Source organism: Streptomyces argenteolus (assembly GCF_042902585.1).
Lineage (GTDB): Bacteria > Actinomycetota > Actinomycetes > Streptomycetales > Streptomycetaceae > Streptomyces > Streptomyces argenteolus.
In genome coordinates this window covers 137,967-155,115 of the sequence record NZ_JBIBEG010000009.1, presented here as the reverse complement: position 1 = coordinate 155,115, position 17,149 = coordinate 137,967, and the positions used below count along the sequence as shown (strand labels likewise).

8 protein-coding genes and 1 pseudogene are annotated in these 17,149 nt (G+C 70.7%); 4 read left to right on the top strand and 5 right to left on the bottom strand.

What is annotated here, in order from left to right; translation table 11 throughout:
- Nucleotides 1–41: 41 nt before the first annotated feature.
- The gene (gene tkt, locus ACFY8O_RS27775; protein ID WP_387906984.1) at nucleotides 42–2,222 is read left to right on the top strand and encodes a transketolase; all 2,181 of its coding nucleotides are present in this window, start codon (nucleotides 42–44) and stop codon (nucleotides 2,220–2,222) included.
- 218 nt (nucleotides 2,223–2,440) lie between these two features.
- Here tkt and ACFY8O_RS27770 read toward each other — a convergent pair whose 3' ends face one another.
- The 4 genes from ACFY8O_RS27770 to ACFY8O_RS27755 all read right to left on the bottom strand — a co-directional run bounded on the left by ACFY8O_RS27770 (nucleotide 2,441) and on the right by ACFY8O_RS27755 (nucleotide 8,694).
- On the bottom strand, nucleotides 2,441–5,299 hold the full coding sequence (locus ACFY8O_RS27770; RefSeq protein ID WP_387906982.1) for an NHLP bacteriocin export ABC transporter permease/ATPase subunit: 2,859 nt from the start codon (nucleotides 5,297–5,299) through the stop codon (nucleotides 2,441–2,443).
- A 1-nt stretch (nucleotide 5,300) separates the two neighbouring features.
- The gene (locus ACFY8O_RS27765) at nucleotides 5,301–7,580 is read right to left on the bottom strand and encodes an NHLP family bacteriocin export ABC transporter peptidase/permease/ATPase subunit (RefSeq protein WP_387906979.1); all 2,280 of its coding nucleotides are present in this window, start codon (nucleotides 7,578–7,580) and stop codon (nucleotides 5,301–5,303) included.
- On the bottom strand, nucleotides 7,577–8,383 hold the full coding sequence (locus tag ACFY8O_RS27760; RefSeq protein WP_387906977.1) for an HlyD family efflux transporter periplasmic adaptor subunit: 807 nt from the start codon (nucleotides 8,381–8,383) through the stop codon (nucleotides 7,577–7,579). The genes ACFY8O_RS27765 and ACFY8O_RS27760 overlap by 4 nt, the downstream gene beginning before the upstream one ends.
- Nucleotides 8,384–8,466: 83 nt before the next feature.
- Nucleotides 8,467–8,694, bottom strand: a complete 228-nt coding sequence (locus tag ACFY8O_RS27755) for a type A2 lantipeptide (protein WP_145810247.1) — start codon at nucleotides 8,692–8,694, stop codon at nucleotides 8,467–8,469.
- A 761-nt stretch (nucleotides 8,695–9,455) separates the two neighbouring features.
- Between ACFY8O_RS27755 and ACFY8O_RS27750 the strand changes: the two genes are divergently transcribed.
- The gene (locus ACFY8O_RS27750) at nucleotides 9,456–12,176 is read left to right on the top strand and encodes a cellulose binding domain-containing protein (protein ID WP_387906975.1); all 2,721 of its coding nucleotides are present in this window, start codon (nucleotides 9,456–9,458) and stop codon (nucleotides 12,174–12,176) included.
- A gap of 117 nt (nucleotides 12,177–12,293) precedes the next feature.
- Nucleotides 12,294–13,925 (top strand): FAD-dependent monooxygenase, encoded by a 1,632-nt coding sequence (locus ACFY8O_RS27745; protein WP_387906973.1) that lies wholly within the window; start codon nucleotides 12,294–12,296, stop codon nucleotides 13,923–13,925.
- 93 nt (nucleotides 13,926–14,018) lie between these two features.
- Here ACFY8O_RS27745 and ACFY8O_RS27740 read toward each other — a convergent pair whose 3' ends face one another.
- Nucleotides 14,019–16,199 (bottom strand): discoidin domain-containing protein, encoded by a 2,181-nt coding sequence (locus ACFY8O_RS27740; RefSeq protein ID WP_145810244.1) that lies wholly within the window; start codon nucleotides 16,197–16,199, stop codon nucleotides 14,019–14,021.
- Between the two features lie 597 nt (nucleotides 16,200–16,796).
- Here ACFY8O_RS27740 and ACFY8O_RS27735 point away from each other — a divergent pair.
- A pseudogene (locus ACFY8O_RS27735) lies at nucleotides 16,797–17,149 on the top strand (hypothetical protein); the annotation flags it as partial.

Genomic DNA, 17,149 nt, shown 5'->3' with positions numbered 1-17,149 from the left:
CCCCGGCGTACCGAGAAGCGACATCCGAGGGAGACGACATCATGGCGCCCGAGCGATCCTCTTCCGGCAGCAAGGCGACGCGGGACCCCGGCCTCGCCCTGCCCGTGGCCGATCGAGTCGGCTGGACCCCCCTGGACATGCGGGCGGTGGACACCGTGCGGGTCCTCGCCGCCGACGCCGTGCAGAAGACCGGAAACGGCCACCCCGGTACGGCGATGAGCCTGGCGCCGCTCGCCTATCTGCTGTTCCAGCGGATCATGCGGCACGACCCGGCCGACGACCAGTGGCTGGGCAGGGACCGCTTCGTCCTCTCCTGCGGCCACACCAGCCTCACGCTCTACATCCAGCTCTACCTGGCGGGCTACGGCCTCGAACTGGACGACCTGAAGGCCCTGAGGACCTGGGGCTCGGCGACGCCGGGCCACCCGGAGTACCGGCACACCCGGGGGGTCGAGATCACCACGGGGCCGCTCGGCCAGGGCATGGGCGCCGCCGTCGGGATGGCCATGGCCGCCCGCCGGGAGAGGGGCCTGCTCGACCCGGACGCCGCGCCGGGGACCAGCCCCTTCGACCACCACGTCTACGTGCTGGCGTCCGACGGCGACATGATGGAAGGCGTCGCGTCCGAGGCCGCGTCCCTCGCCGGCCACCAGCAGCTGGGCAACCTCATCACCTTCTACGACTCCAACCACATCTCCATCGAGGACGACACCGACATCTCGTTCAGCGAGGACGTCCCGGCCCGCTTCGCCGCGTACGGCTGGCACGTGCAGACGGTGGACTGGACCCGCACGGGGGACTACGTCGAGGACGTCGACGCCCTCTTCACGGCGATCGAGGCCGCGAAGGAGGAACGGTCCCGGCCGTCGCTGATCATGCTGCGCACCATCATCGGATGGCCCGCCCCGACGAAGCAGAACACCGGCAAGGCGCACGGCGCGGCGCTGGGGGACGAGGAGGTCGCCGGAACCAAGCGGCTCCTCGGCTTCGACCCGGAGACGTACTTCCCCGTCGAGGGCGAGGTGCTGGCCCACACCCGGGCGGTGGGGGAGCGGGGCAGGGCGGAGCGGAAGCGCTGGCAGCAGGTCTACGAGGAGTGGCGGTCGGCGAATCCCGGCCGGGCCGCGCTGCTGGACCGGCTGCGGGAGCAGGAACTGCCCGAGGGCTGGACCGAGGCCCTGCCGGTGTTCCCCGCCGACGCCAAGGGCATGGCGACCCGCAAAGCGTCCGGCGAGGTGCTCACCGCTCTCGCCCCGGTGCTGCCCGAACTGTGGGGCGGTTCGGCGGACCTCGCGGGGAGCAACAACACGACCATGGAAGGTGAGCCCTCCTTCGTCCCCGTCGACCGGCAGACCTCGGAGTTCAAGGGCGGTCCCTACGGCCGGACCCTGCACTTCGGCATCCGCGAGCACGCCATGGGGGCCGTACTCAACGGAATCGCCCTGCAGAGCCTGACCCGCCCCTACGGCGGCACCTTCCTCACCTTCAGCGACTACATGCGCCCCGCGGTCCGCCTCGCCGCGCTGATGAAGCTTCCGGCCACCTACGTGTGGACGCACGACTCGATCGGGCTCGGCGAGGACGGCCCGACCCATCAGCCCGTCGAACACCTGGCGGCCCTGCGGGCGATCCCCGGCCTCGACGTCGTGCGCCCCGCCGACGCCAACGAGACCGCCGTCTGCTGGCGGACCATCCTGGAGCACACCGACCGGCCCGCAGGCTTCGTCCTGACCCGGCAGAACCTGCCGGTGCTCGACCGGGACGACGGAGTGCACGCCCCCGCCGAGGGCGCGGCGCGCGGTGCCTACATCCTGGCCGAAGCCGCCGGATCCGCCCCCGACGTCATCCTGGTGGCGACCGGTTCCGAGGTCCACATCGCCCTCGGCGCGCGTAAGTTGCTGATCGACGAGGGGCTGGCCGTACGCGTGGTCTCCATGCCCTGCCGCGAATGGTTCGCCGAGCAGCCGGTGGCCTACCAGGACGAGGTGCTGCCGCCCGAGGTGCGCGCCCGTGTCAGCGTCGAGGCGGCGGTCGGCCAGGGCTGGCGCGAGGTGGTCGGCGACGCCGGCCGGATCGTGAGCCTGGAGCACTATGGAGCCTCCGCCGACTACCAGCGGCTGTACGAGGAGTTCGGCATCACTGCCGAAGCGGTCGCCGCGGCGGCACGCGGCAGCATCCGCGACGCGGTGGAGCCTCCCCGGCCGGGCGGGCGCCGGCCCTAGCCGCTCCCGGCCCCTCGTCGGGCGGTGCGGGCCCGGCCGATCCGCACGCGGGGCCTCGGCCGAGGCGACGGGCCCAGGCCTTACCGCGGCGGCTCGGGTCCGTACGCACGGTTCGGACGTACGCCCTGCTCGGACGCACGCCCTGGTCGGACGCACGCCCGGCTCGGGTCCGCACCTCTGGTCCGGCGTACGCCCGGTCGTCCGAGCCGCGCGGAGGTCTAGCTCATCTGACGCCGTACCAGTTCGTGCAACTGCCCGGACGTGTCCGCAAGGAGCTCGGCCGGAGGCCCCTCCTGAACCACGCGGCCCTCCGCCATGACGATCACGCGATCGGCGTCCAGAACCGTGGACAGCCGGTGCGCGATCACGACACGGGTGGCTCGCAGGGACCTGGTGCTCTCGATCACCGTGCGCTGGGTCTCGTTGTCGAGCGCGCTGGTGGCCTCGTCGAAGAACAGGATGCGAGGGCGCCGTACCAGTGCCTGCGCGATCATCAGCCGTTGGCGCTGCCCGCCGGAGATCGAGCCGCCGCCCGAGATCATCGTGTGCAGCCCCATCGGCATCCGTTTGATGTCCTCGGCCAGCCCTGCCATCGCGGCGGCCTCCCAGGCCTCCTCCTGGGTGAAGACCTCCGCCCCGCAGATGCAGTCCAGGATCGAGCCGGCCAGCGGCTGCGCGTTCTGCAGGACGACGCCGCACTGACGGCGCACGGCCGCCGGGTCGAGCGCGGAGAGGTCCTGCCCGTCGTACAGCACACTGCCCGAGACCGGCCTGTCGAAGCCGATGAGCAGCCTGAGCAGTGTCGACTTGCCGCAGCCGCTGGGACCCACGACCGCGACGAACTCACCCGGCCGTACGGCCAGCGCCACCCCGTCGAGGACGAGCGGGCCGTCCTGGGAGTAGCGGAAGGAGACGTCCCTGGCCTCGATCTCCCCGGACAGCTCGCCCGGCTGCGTACTGGCGCCGCGCACCTCGGGAGCCTCGTCGAGCACCGGCTTGATCTGTTCGAACATCGGCAGCACGGCCGCGGCCGACACGAACGCCCCCGTGAGCTGGGTGACGGCTGTCAGCAGCATCGTCACCGACGTGTTGAACGTCAGGAACTCGGCGGGCGTCAGGGAACCGCGTGCCGGGCCCGCCAGCAGGACGAAGACGACCAGGGAACACAGCGGCAGATGGACCGCGTTGACCACCGTCGTCAGGTTCTTGATGCGGCCCGCCCGCTTCTGCAGTTCCCGGCTGCGCGCGAACTCCGCCGCCCACGCCCCGTACGCGAAGCTCTCCGCCGCCGCGACCCGCAGCTTGGGCAGCCCGCGCAGCGTCTGGAAGGCCTGGTTGTTCAGCTTGTTGCCGAGCTCGACCAGCCGGCGCTGCCAGCGCAGTTCCCACATGCCCATGGTCAGGAAGACCCCGGCGATGACCACCAGCATGGCGACGGCGGTGAGCGCCAGCGGAACGCTGAACCACAGCAGCAGGCCCAGGTTCACCGCCCCGAGCGTGCCCGCCTGCACCACCACGGGACCGGTGCCGGACAGCACCCGGCGGATGGCACTGACCCCCATGGCGGCGCTCGCCAGCTCCCCGGTGGAGCGCTCGGTGAAGAACGTCGTCGGCAGCCGCAGCAGCCGGTCCCAGACCGCGGGCTGGAGCGTGCTCTCGATGCGCCCTTCCATCCGCAGGATCGTGAGGTTCTGCATCAGCATGAAGGCCGCCGACACGACACCGGTGATGATCACGGCCAGCGAGACCTGCACGAGGGGACCCGTCTGCGCGGTGGGTACGTACACGCCGAGCACCTTGCCGGTGGCGATCGGCACCAGCGAGCCCAGCGCGACCGTCACCAGGCCCGCCAGGACCAGCCTGCGCAGGTCGGCCCGGGTCCCGAACAGGCCGAACCGCAGCAGTTGCCACCTGCCGGACGGCCGCTCCGGAAGCGGCCGGTAGAACATCACGGCACGCTCGTCGAACTCCTGCGCGGAGCCGGCGTCGATCCGGCTGCGCCGTCCCGTCAGCGGGTTCACCGCCTCGTAGCGGCCACGGCGCCACAGCAGCGCGACGGGTGCCCCCGACGCGGCCCGGCTGCCGACCAACGGCCCGGAGTTCTCCTTCCACCAGCGTCCGTCGAGCCGCACCGCGCGGGTACGGATGCGCGAGGCGACCGCCACCCGCTCCACCGGGTCGATCCGGCCGCTCACCGCCCCGCCCGCGCCGGGCTCCGCCAGGACGATCCCCGAGTCGCGGGCCACCAGGCGGCACGCCGCGTACACCGCGTCGTCCGACGCCCCAGGCCCGGGCGCGGAACCCCGCCCCGACCGGCCGATCGAGGTCAGCAGCGCCTGGTCGGCCTCCTTGCGGACGGCTTCGCCCGCCTTCATCCCGGCGGCGGTCCGGTCCTCGTGGGCGCGCTCCAGCTGTTCGATCCAGCGATCCAGCGCCGCGAGCAGGCGGAACTGCTGGTTGACCATCCCCTGCCACAGCACGGCGTCGACCAGCAGGTCACCGGCGGCGTCCGCGCTGAAGGCGGCGCCGTACTGCACGCTGCCGGGCGCGACCGGCAGCCACAGGACGTCCTCGTCGCCCCCCGCCTCGTCGAAGGGGGTGCGCCCGTCGAGCGGGGCCTCGAACAACACCCGCCGACTGCGGCCCACCCCGAGCGAGAAGGCGTGCTCGAGCAGGCTCAGCGCCGCGTCCCCGGTGTCGTAGTGGCTGAGGTACTGCCCCTCGTACACCCCCTGTCCGGCATACTCCGGCCGGTACAGCTCCCGCAGCGGGATCCTGCGCAGCACGCATCCCTGGAGGGGGCGCGCGACCAGGGTGTGCTGCGGCCCTTCGACCGGGCCCAGAACGAGCGCCCCCGATTCGAGGCGCCCCAGGAAGTGCCAGTGCCCCTGTTCGGCGGCGTCCACCGCGAACAGGTCGAGGGCGCCGGCCACGACCAGCCACAGCACCTGCGGCCCTTCCAGCGACAGGCTCCGCAGACCCGTGCAGTCGACGGGAGTCCCGAGTGTTCCCAGCGCGTCGACGACCGGGTCCTGCCCGGAGGCGTCCGTGCCCGCCAGGGGATGTACGGATGCCACGTCAGTGCTCCCTGACCAGTTCGGCGTACGCGCCTCCGGCGGCCACCAGGTGCTCGTGCCGGCCGCGTTCCACGACGGTCCCGTGGTCCAGGACCACGATCTCGTCGCTGTCGCGGACGGTGCTCAGCCGGTGCGCGATCACGACGCAGGCGCAGCCGCGCCGCCGCAGGTTGTCGATGATGATCCGCTCCGTCTCGGCGTCCAGCGCGCTGGTCACCTCGTCCAGGACCAGGATGCTGGGCCGCCGCACGAGCGCCCGCGCGATCTCCAGGCGCTGGCGCTGGCCGCCGGAGAAGTTGCGCCCGTCCTGTTCCACCCGGCTGTGGATGCCGCGGGGGCGACGGGCCACGACGTCGTACAGGGCGGCGTCCCGCAGGGCCTCGGTGACGGCCTCGTCGGGGACCGACGGGTCCCACAGCGCCACGTTGTCCCGCACCGTCCCCTCGAAGAGGAAGACGTCCTGGTCGACGAAGGAGACGGACGAGGCCAGGGCTCCCCTGGGAATGTCCTCCAGGCGCTGACCGTCGATGCGGATCGTGCCCTCCCACGGGCTGTAGAGACCCGAGATGAGCCGGGAGACCGTCGACTTGCCGCTGCCCGACCCGCCGACCAGGGCCACCTGCTGCCCCGGTCCCACGGCGAGGGAGAAGCCGGTCAGCAGGGGCTTGTCGAGGGGGCTGTATCCGAAGGTGATGTCCTCCAGGGACACATGACCCTTGAGACGGCGGGTGCTGGCGGCCGGCTCACGACGGGAGTACAGCGGGTCGACCGGAAAGGTCTCGACGTCCTTGAGCCGGGCCACGTCGGCCGCGAAGTCCTGGACCCGCCCCGCCACACCGTTGAGCCGGGCCACCGGTGCGGTGAAGCGGGTCACCAGTGCCTGGAAGGCGACGAGCAGGCCGATCGAGAGGTGCCCCTCCACGGCCCGGAGCCCACCGATCCACAGGATCAGCGCGCTGTTGAGCGTGGCCAGCGCGGGCGCGACGACGCCCAGCCAGGCACTGGGTACCCCGAGGCGCTGCTGCTCCTCCAGAGTGGTCGCGTGCTGACCGGCCCAGCGGCGGAAGTACCCGTCCTCGCCGCCGGTGGCCTTCATGGTCTCGATCAGCTGCAGGCCGGTGTACGAGGTGTTGGTCAGCCGCGCGCTGTCCGCCCGCAGCTTCTGGGTGCCGGTGGCCCGCAGCCGGACCACGATGCGCATCGCCACCACGTTGAGCAGCGCGATCCCCACCCCGATGACCGTCAGTTGCGGGTCGTAGGTCCAGAGCAGGAAGGCGTAGAGGAGGACGACGATGCCGTCCACCCCGGCGGCGGTGAGATCCCGGGCGAGCGTCTCGGCCACCGCGTCGTTCGACTGGAGCCGCTGCACGAGGTCGGCGGGGCTGCGCTGGGAGAAGAAGGTGACGGGCAGCCGGAGCAGATGCCGGAAGAAGCGCGCGCTGCCGAGCGTGGAGGAGATGATGCGTCCGCGCAGCAGATTCGCCTGCTGGAGCCAGGTGAGGACGACGGTGAGGGCGACCATGGTGCCCATGGCGGCGAACAACACACCCAGCAGCGAGGTCTGTTCGCCGATGAGGAACATGTCGATGTACGTACGGCTCAGCGCAGGCAGCGTCGCCCCGACCGCCACCAGCAGCAGACTGGCGAGCAGCGCGACCAGCATCGTGCCCGTGGTCCCGCGCAGCCGGGCCGGCAGCGCGGACAGGACACCGGGCTTCCGGCCTCCGCGCCGGAAGCCCTCGCCGGGTTCGAGGACGAGGACGACACCCGTGAAGCTCGTGTCGAAGTCCTCGGTGGGCACGAACCGCCGCCCTTTGTCGGGGTCGTTGATGTGCACGCCCCGCCGGCCCAGGCGGCGCCCCATGCCGTCGTACACGACGTAGTGGTTGAACTCCCAGAACAGGATCGCGGGCGCCGGGACCTCCGCGAGCGCCGCGGGTTCCATCTGCATGCCCTTGGCCTGGAGGCCGTAACCGCGCGCCGCCTTCAGCACGTTGCTGGCCCGCGAACCGTCACGGGAGACGCCGCAGGCTATGCGCAGCTCCTCCAGCGGCACATGCCGGCCGTGGTGGGCGAGCACCATCGCCAGCGAGGCGGCCCCGCACTCCAGGGCCTCCATCTGGAGCACGGTGGGGGTGCGGACGGTCCTCGCGCGCGCCGGCGTGCGGGGCGCGGGGCGTGAGCGTCGTCCCCGGCCGCCCGGCGCGCTCTCCGGGCGGTGCCTGCCCCGGCCGGGGGGAGGCAGCTGCTGGGCGGCCGGTGAGGGATGCGGTGCGGTCACGGGAGCAGCCAATCGATCGGGCGCTGGTCGGCGAGACGGACGGAGCCGGTGGCCAGGGTCATGGAGCCGATCGCGTAGGGAGGACCGTCGGCGGAGGACCACCGGTAGCCGGACTTCGTGGAGTCCGAGCGTTCGATCTTCACCAGGACGGCCAACGGCCTGCCGTGCTCGGAGAACTGGGCGCCGAGCTGGGCGTCACCGAGGAACCGGGTGATCTGCTGTTCGGTCTGCGCCACCCTGCCGACCGCGGCCACCTTGCCGCGCAGCACCCCGTACCGCTGGGCGGGCACGGACTGGACGGTGAGGTCGACCCGCGCTCCCACCGGGACCGCGGCCGCGCCGGCGCCGGACACGTACAGCAGCACGACCAGCGGGTCGTCCGCGCCGTCGATCCGCTCGACGCTCGCCACGTCCGCGCCGGGGGTGACCACCGCGCCGATGGTGGCCGTCACCGAGGTGAGCCGGCCCGCGTCGATGGTGCGCACCACCTGTTCCCCCTGTGCCGTACGGACCTTGAGCAGGGGAGCGTGCGCGGGGAGGGACGCGCCCTCGTCGGCCAGCACCTGGGTGACCTGCCCGGCGACGGGGCTCTGCAGGACGTAACTGCCGCGCGGGTGCGTGAGGATGCCTGGCGCGTCGAGTGTGCTGGCGACGGAGCCCGTGACGGCCCAGAAACTGGCGGCGGCCATCACGGCCAGGGTGACGGCGAGTACGAGCAGACCCTGAGGGCGGGCGAAGCGCACCGGGAGATCGAGCTGTTCGGGCGACTGCAGCTTGGAAAGGGCCTGCTGGCGGAACTGCACGGAACTCTTCCCTCACCTGGTCAGCGGTCGGCACCGAGCCCCGGAACCGCTGGTTCCGGGGCTCGGCGGGGTACTGCCGTCTCTCAGAGACCGGCGGTCAGGCCGGTGGCCAGACCGGTGACCGCGCCCGTGTTCACGCCGGTGGCGGACTCGACGAGACCGGTGACCGAGCCGACGACGCCCGCGACCGGGACGATGCCCTCGACGGTGCCCGCCACGTTGCCGACGAGGCCGCCCACGAGGCCGCCCGAGACGTTGTCGAGGTCGGCGTCGGAGATCTCGGCGGTCTCGACCTGGGGGGTGTAGTTCATGATGAGCGCCCTTCGTAAGGAAATTGCCTATGACGGAAACCCGTTGCCGCGGTCTCCGTATGGCCCAGGATCAAAGCATGTCTGCGCCTCGCACAGCCAATTGAACCGATGCGTATCGGTGATTGCGGGGCCGCTTCGGCAGACGTACGTGCAGAAGCGTCCATTTCGCGGTGGCAGTTCCTTCACGAGCTTCACCGGATGAATTCCCTGCCCTCGCAGGTGGGTGCCCCGGCCATGCCGAACCGTGCTCAGGACCGCCGTCCGGACCCGCCCGGACCAGGCATTTCGTGCAGAAGTGAGTGATCGGTGTGCGCACGCTGTGTGCAGGTTTCCCCTCCGTCCGGCCACTCGGCCACCTGGGGTGGTCCCTGGCCCCGCACACTCCGCCCGGGCGATATCGATATTCACGGCGGCGTGAAGATGACTATGCCTCGCTTTTTTTCGGAGGTCCGATCCGACCAAGTGTCGCTATTCCTGTGGAGTAATTCCCGGCCTTTCGTGCCGACGGCTTCTTCGTCTCCTCGGGGATATGGAGGACGTGTGGCGTGTTCTGTGCGGGCGTGCACTGCGTGGAGGGTTGCGCGGCACGGTATGCGAACAGTGAGTGAGGGGGGCGCCCGATTCATCCGATGAAACGCGTGCACCGCCCTTCTCTCGGGGGACGCGCGGCGCTACCATCGGGATGCCTTATGGGAGCGCTCCCATCTCTGTCAGTACCGTACCGCCGCTGTGCGGCGGACCAGCTCGGAGAGGACGTTTCCGTGCGCTTGAGCGCCAGACCCATCGCCGCCTTACTGGCGGCACTCGCCCTGACCGCCGGGTTGTCGATCACCGGCACCCCGGCCGTGGCACGCTCCGATGAAGGGCCCGCAGCGGCCGAGGCATCGGATGTGTCCATCGCGGCGGACACCTACAGCTGGAAGAACGCGCGGATCGACGGTGGCGGTTTCGTGCCCGGCATCGTCTTCAGCCGCTCCGAGAAGAACCTCGCCTACGCCCGCACCGACATCGGCGGTGCCTACCGCTGGGACCAGTCGGGCAAGCAGTGGACGCCGCTCCTGGACTGGGTGGACTGGGACCGATGGGGCTGGTCGGGTGTGGTGAGCCTCGCCTCGGACACGGCGGATCCCGACAACGTGTACGCGGCGGTGGGTACGTACACCAACAGCTGGGACCCGACGAACGGTGCGGTGCTGCGCTCCTCCGACCGCGGCGCCTCCTGGAAGGCGGCCACCCTGCCCTTCAAGCTCGGCGGCAACATGCCGGGCCGGGGAATGGGCGAGCGGCTCGCCGTCGACCCGAACAAGAACTCCGTGCTCTACCTGGGCGCCCCCAGCGGAAACGGCCTGTGGCGTTCCACCGACTCGGGAGTGACCTGGTCGGAGGTGACCGCCTTCCCCAACCCCGGTGACTACGCCCAGGATCCGTCCGACACCAGCGGATACGGCAACGACAACCAGGGCATCGTGTGGGTGACCTTCGACGAGCGCTCCGGCACCGCGGGCAGCGCGACCAAGAACATCTACGTCGGTGTGGCCGACAAGGAGAACTCCGTCTACCGCTCCACGGACGGCGGCAGTACCTGGTCCCGCGTCGCCGGACAGCCGACCGGCTATCTCGCGCACAAGGGCGTACTCGACTCCGCGACGGGATACCTCTACCTGACACTGAGCGACACGGGCGGCCCGTACGACGGTGCCAAGGGCCAGGTCTGGCGGTACGACACCGCGACCGGAGCCTGGAAGGACGTCAGCCCCGTCGCCGAGGCCGACACCTACTTCGGTTACAGCGGGCTCTCCGTCGACCGGCAGAAGCCCGGCACCCTGATGGCCACCGCCTACAGCTCCTGGTGGCCGGACACCCAGATCTTCCGGTCGACGGACAGCGGTGCGACCTGGACCAAGGCCTGGGACTACACCAGTTACCCCAGCCGCCTGAACCGGTACACCCAGGACGTCTCCTCCGTCCCGTGGCTCAGCTGGGGTGCCAACCCTTCGCCGCCCGAGACCGCGCCCAAACTGGGCTGGATGACCGAGTCGCTGGAGATCGATCCCTTCGACTCGAACCGGATGATGTACGGCACGGGTGCGACGGTCTTCGGCACCGAGAACCTCACCGCATGGGACTCCGGCGGTCAGTTCAAGATCACGCCCATGGTGAAGGGGCTGGAGGAGACGGCCGTCAACGACCTGGCGAGCCCGCCCTCGGGAGCGCCGCTGCTCAGTGCGCTCGGTGACATCGGAGGCTTCCGTCACACGGACCTCGACGCCGTGCCCGCCATGATGTTCACCTCGCCGAACCTGGACTCGACCACCAGCCTGGACTTCGCGGAGTCGTCACCCGGGACGGTGGTACGGGTCGGCAACGCCGACGCCGCGCCGCACATCGGTTTCTCCACGGACAACGGCGCCAACTGGTTCCAGGGTTCGGAGCCCTCCGGGGTCACGGGCGGGGGCACGGTCGCCGCCGCGGCGGACGGCAGCGGCTTCGTCTGGAGCCCGGAAGGCGCGGGGGTCCACCGCACCACCGGATACGGGAACTCCTGGACCGCCTCCACGGGGATCCCGGCAGGCGCGACGGTCGAGTCCGACCGGAAGAACCCCAAGAAGTTCTACGGATTCAAGGCCGGCACCTTCTACGTCTCGACCGACGGCGGCGCGACCTTCACCGCGAAGGCGACCGGCCTCCCGGCCGAGGGCAACGTCCGTTTCAAGGCGTTGCCCGGCTCCGAGGGTGACATCTGGCTCGCCGCGGGCGCGTCCACCGGCGCGTACGGACTGTGGCGTTCCACCGACTCGGGCGCGAGCTTCACCAGGTTCTCGAACGTGGAGCAGGCCGACAGCGTCGGCTTCGGCAAGGCCGCCTCCGGGGCCTCGTACCAGACCGTCTTCGTCAGCGCGAAGATCGGCGGGGTGCGTGGCATCTTCCGGTCGACCGACGCCGGCGCGAACTGGACCCGGATCAACGACGACGCACACCAGTGGGCCTGGACCGGAGCGGCGATCACCGGAGACCCGCGGGTGTACGGCAGGGTCTACGTCTCCACGAACGGGCGCGGCATCCAGGTGGGCGAGTCCCCGGACACCGGCGGCGGAGGCCCGGAGCCGACACCCACCCCCACGCCCACACCGACCCCCGACCCCTCGGACCCTCCGGGCGACGCCGCCTGCGCCGTCACCTACACGGTCACCAATCAGTGGTCCGGCGGCTTCCAGGCCGATGTGACGGTCACCAACACCGGGCACTCGGCCTACGCCGGCTGGAAGCTGGGCTGGACGTTCCCGGGCAACCAGAAGGTCACCCAGATCTGGAACGCCTCCCACCAGCAGGACGGGGCGAAGGTGACCGCGACGAACGTCGGCTGGAACGGCACGGTGGCTCCGGGATCGTCGGTCGGCTTCGGCTTCACCGGCACCTGGTCGGGCGGCAACGCGGAGCCGGCCGCCTTCACACTCGGAGGGGAGGCCTGCACCGTCGGCTGAGCCCGGCGGGCCGGTGCGGGGGAGAGCGGCCCCGCACCGGCCCGGTGGACCGCCGAATGGACAGAGCACCCCGGGCGTGCTGCATTGGAGTGAACGCACCTCGCCTGGGAGGCACCCGTGGTCGACGTCGATGTGCTGGTGGCAGGGGCGGGACCCGTGGGTCTGACGGCCGCTTCCGAACTGTGCCGGCGTGGTGTGGCGTGCAGAGTCGTCGACCGGCTCCCGGCGAGGCTTCCCTATGCCAAGGCGGTGGGCGTCCAGCCCCGGACGCTGGAGATCTGGGACCGGATGGGCATGGTCCGCGAGGCCCTGGAGACAGCCGTCCCGCTGAAGGGCCAGCTGCTCTACGTCAACGGCGAGGAGGGCCCGCGCATCGACCTGGAACTGCCCCCCGAGGTGCCGTACGGCTTCGCCGCCCTCCCGCAGTACGAGACGGAGCGCCTCCTCGAAGAACTGCTGACCCGCTGGGGCGGCCGGGTCGAACGGGACACCGAACTCCTCTCCTTCGAGCAGGACACCGGCGAGGTCAGGGCGGTGCTCCGGCTGCCGTCGGGGGCCACGAAAGAACTGACGGCCCGTTATCTCGTCGGCTGCGACGGGGCGCACAGCGCGGTGCGCAAGGGCCTCGGCCTGACCTTCGACGGCGCCGCACTGCCCGAGGAGTACATGCTGGGAGACGTCGAGGTCGACTGGGATCTGCCGGCCGGCTACGGGATCAGGTCCTCACACGTCGTCGACGGCCGTACCGACGACATGCTCGTGTGCATCCCGCTGCCCGGCGACCGTCGCTACCGCATGTCGATGCCGACGCCGCCCGAACTCTCCCGTGCCGGGCGCGAGGGGCCCACGGGCAGCGACCCGGTGGTCCACGGGCTCAGCGGTGAACAGGGCCCCCTGCCCGGGATCGAGCACATCCAGGCGGTACTCGACCGGCTCTCACCCCGCCCGACCACCGCTTCCTCGTTGCGCTGGTCGTCGGTGTTCCGGATCAGCCACCGCATCGTGGGCCGCTACGGCCGAGGACGGGTCTTCGTGGCCGGCGACGCCGCCCACATCCATACGCCCACCGGCGCACAGGGGATGAACACCGGCGTCCAGGACGCCTTCAACCTGGCATGGAAGCTCGCAGCCGCCGTGCGCGGCAGAGCGGGAGCGGGGCTGCTGGAGAGCTACAGCGCCGAACGCCACCCGGTCGGCGAGGAAGTGGTCGCGCGCACGCTCCGGCACGCGCGGAGCGGTATCGCGTCCGACCCGGACGACCCTGCCACGATCATGCTCCGTGAGGCCCAGCTCCTCGTCGGCTACCGGGACAGCCCTCTCGTGAGCACGGACGGCGCGCCGTACGACGGTCCCGCCCCGGGGGACCGCGCCCCGGACTGCGGAGGCCTGCTGTACGCCCTCGCGGCCTTCCCCGTAAGGCTGTTCACCCTGCTCCGGGGCCGGGAGCACACCCTGCTGCTCCACGCGGAGCACGAGGAGCGGGCAGCGGTGTTCGACGAGGTGGCGGCGGCCTCCGTCCGGGCGGCACACGGCCTTCTGAACACCTGCGTGGTCCTCGCCCCCGATGCGCGGGCGCCGGTGCTGCGCACCCCCGTGGTGCGCGACAGCCTCGGCGAGTTCCGCCGGTCGTACGGCGCCCGGGACGGCGAGGCGATCCTCGTGCGGCCGGACGGGTATCTGGGACTGCGCACCACCGAAGCGGACGGCCCGGAGATCTGCGCTCATCTGGGGAGACTCTTCGGGGCCTGACACCGGCACGGGGCCTGAACCGACGTGGGGCCCGGCAACGGCTGCCGGGCCCCACGCCGTGCGGTGAGCGGACAGGGCTCACCTCATCCCCCCTCAGGGAAAGGACACCACCTGGGAGGGGATGGTCGACGTACCCGAGGTGGGAGATCCGGTGTTGTTGATGACGTGTTCGTACTGCCCCTGACCGCCGAGTGACACGACGAGCAGGTCGTGGAATCTCACGCCGGCCTTCACCGGGGCCTGGAAACCGTGTTGCTGGCGAATGGTCGGGTCGACGTTGAAGTAGCAGTAGCTGCCCATGCCCCAGCCCTCGTGGGTGGTGACCGAGTCGGCGACCTTGTAGGCGGCGTAGCCCTTGATGTCGCCGTTCTGGATGGCGGCCTGGTTGGGGGCGTCGTACGCCTTCTCGTTCTGGAAGAAGATCGTCTTGCCGTTCTCGCCGTTCCACTGGACGTCGTACTTGTTGAAGTGCTCGACGAAGAGTCCGGTGGCGAGTACGTCGTCACCGTTCACGGTGAGTCCGTAGTCGGACCGGTTGGTCTCCCAGCCGACCCCGTCGCCGTGGTCGGCGCGCCAGAGCCAGGTGTGGTCGATGAGGGTGTCGTCGCTGTTGACCACCATGCCGGTGGTCGCCTTGCCGGCTCCCGCGCCGCCGACGCGGACGAAGACGTCCTGGAGGCTGGTCGGGTTGGCCGAGTGGTCGGCCGAAGAACCCGCGGGGCCCACCTGGACGAGTACGGAGGAGTTGACCGGTCCCGCGTCCACGAGGAGTCCGGCGAGCTTGACGCCGTCGACGTCGCCGACCTTGACGGCGGTGACGCCGTTGTCCGGGATGATCGTGGCGAGGCCGAGGCCGAGGGCCACGGTATTGGCCCGGTTGATCTCGATGGGCTCGTTCACGTGGTAGACGCCCGGGGTGAACAGCAGGTGCAGGCCCTGCCGAACCGCGGCGTTGATGGTCTGTGCGGTGGCGCCGGGCTTGACGACGTAGAACTGGCTCAGCGGGATGGACTCGCCCTGAGGGGTGCCGTTCCAGGAGACGCCGCGTGCGTTGGTGCGCTTGGCGGGGACGAAGACCTTGTAGGCGTTGCCGTCGAGGTAGAGGAAGGGCTTCTCGCGGGAGACGGGGGTCGTGTTCAGGGTGGTGTAGGGGGGTTCGGGGAAGCTCTGGGCGGGTGCGCCCTCGACCCCGGAGAAGGTCATGTTCCAGACGCCGTTGCCCCAGCTGCCGATGGAGCTGTCGCGGGTGTACCACTGCTGCTGGGAGTACGGGGCGACCTGGCCGTCGATCTTGCTGTCGGCGATGTAGCCGCCGCTGGCCCATCCGTAGCCGTTGGGGGCGAGGTTGAGGCCGCCCTTGACGTGCATGCGCCGGAAGGGGGCCGCCTGGGAGACGGCCCAGCGGTTGGTGCCGCTGACGGGGTTGAGGGCGAGGTTCTCGGCGGAGCGCCAGAAGTTCTGGGTGGCGTTGCCGTTGAACCAGCCGGCGTCGACGGTGACGTCGCCGTTGAAGGTGGTGTCGTCGGGCTTGAGGCCGAGCCCGGCGATGGAGGTGTAGAAGCCGATCTGGGCGTTGATGTTGTTGTAGGTGCCGGGCTTGAACATCAGCGCGTAGCGGTCGGTGCCGAACTGCGCGGATTCCTGCTTCTTGAAGATCTCGTCGACCTTGGCCTGGATGTTCGGCGTCGACGGGTCGAAGACCAGGACGTTGGGACCGAGGTCACCGCCCCCGGGGATCTGCGGGTCCCCGCCGCCGGTCGTACCGAACACCTGGAACTCCCAGAGGGAGTGCCCGTATCCGGTCGCGCGGGCGGTGCCGGTGAGCCGGACATAGCGGGCGGTGCCGGAGACGTTGAGCGTCTCGGTGCCACCGGGGCCGGTGGTCGTGGAGTACGCGGTGCTCCAGCTGCTGTTGTCCGAGGAGAACTCGATCCGGTAGGCGGTGGAGTAGGCCGCCTCCCAGCGCAGCACGATCTGGCTCACCGAGGCGGCGGTCCCGAGATCGACCTTGATCCACTGGGGATCGGAGAAGGCGCTCGACCAGCGGGTGCCGGTGTTGCCGTCCACCGCGGCGGTGGCGGGGGTTCCGTCGTTCTCCTGGCTGGACGAGGTGACCGCCTTCCCCTGCGAGAGCAGGGTGGCCGCGGCGCTCGCGGTGGTCTGCGGCAGCAGGGCAAGGAGCGACAGGACGAGCCCGGCGATGACGGCCAGCACACCGCTGCGTCTGCCGATCACTGCGGCTGGGGGTCCGGGGAGGTTCGGAGGTGCGTACATGGGGGTCTCCTGAGTCGTGGGGCGGGTACACGACGCGCACAGCCAGAGAGCGCTCTCTCCGGCTGTGCGAGATACTCCACCCTTGTTACGAACGCGTCAAGAGATGTGCAACAACGGGTGTCCTGGGGTCTGTTGCCGACAAGACCTGATGGCGGCGCACCGAAGGCGCCCCCTCTGTGCCGCCCTTCTCCGTGACGGAGCGTGAGCTCCGGCGGTGCCCGGTTTCAGGAAGTGGCGGATGGGTCCACGGGCCGGCGTACATCCCCGGGCAGGTGAAGTCCTGGCGCTGCTCCAGGGCGTTTCCCGCCCTGGAGTGGAGGCCGCAGGCGCCCCCGAGGGTTCCGGGACCCCGCGAGCGCCGCGAGAGCCCTTACACCGAAGATCATCTTCGTCCAAACCTCCCCTCGGCGTGGCGTGCCGTCCAACGGGTGACATCTGGCTCCCTGTCACACGATGGGCCCAGGCCGTCCCTCGAATGCGGGTCTCCCGAGTGGTGCGCCCCCGGATTTCAGCTGACGGTGGATCACGTCGCACCCGTGATCCGATGAGCCGACAACCAGCCGGTCAGCGCGGGCGTGGCGAAAGGATTGTGTACCCATGCGCTCTGCCCGCACCCTGTTCGCATCGGCCGCCGTCACGGCGGTCCTCGCGGTCTCCGTCCCCGCCGCATACGCCGTGACCTCCGCGGACGGCTGGGACAAGGACAGCGGCTCCTCCGCCAGCAGCAACGACGACCGTGAGAAGCCGGACTCGTGGAAGCACGAGAAGCCCGAGGGCGGTGTCCACACCGGTGGCGGTGCGCTCGCCGGTGTGTCGGCCGACGACTGGCAGAAGGACAAGGGGTCCGGCTCCGGCAGCAACGACGACCGTGAGAAGCCGGACTCGTGGAAGCACGAGAAGCCCGAGGGCGGCGTCCACACCGGTGGCGGTGCGCTCGCCGGTGTGTCGGC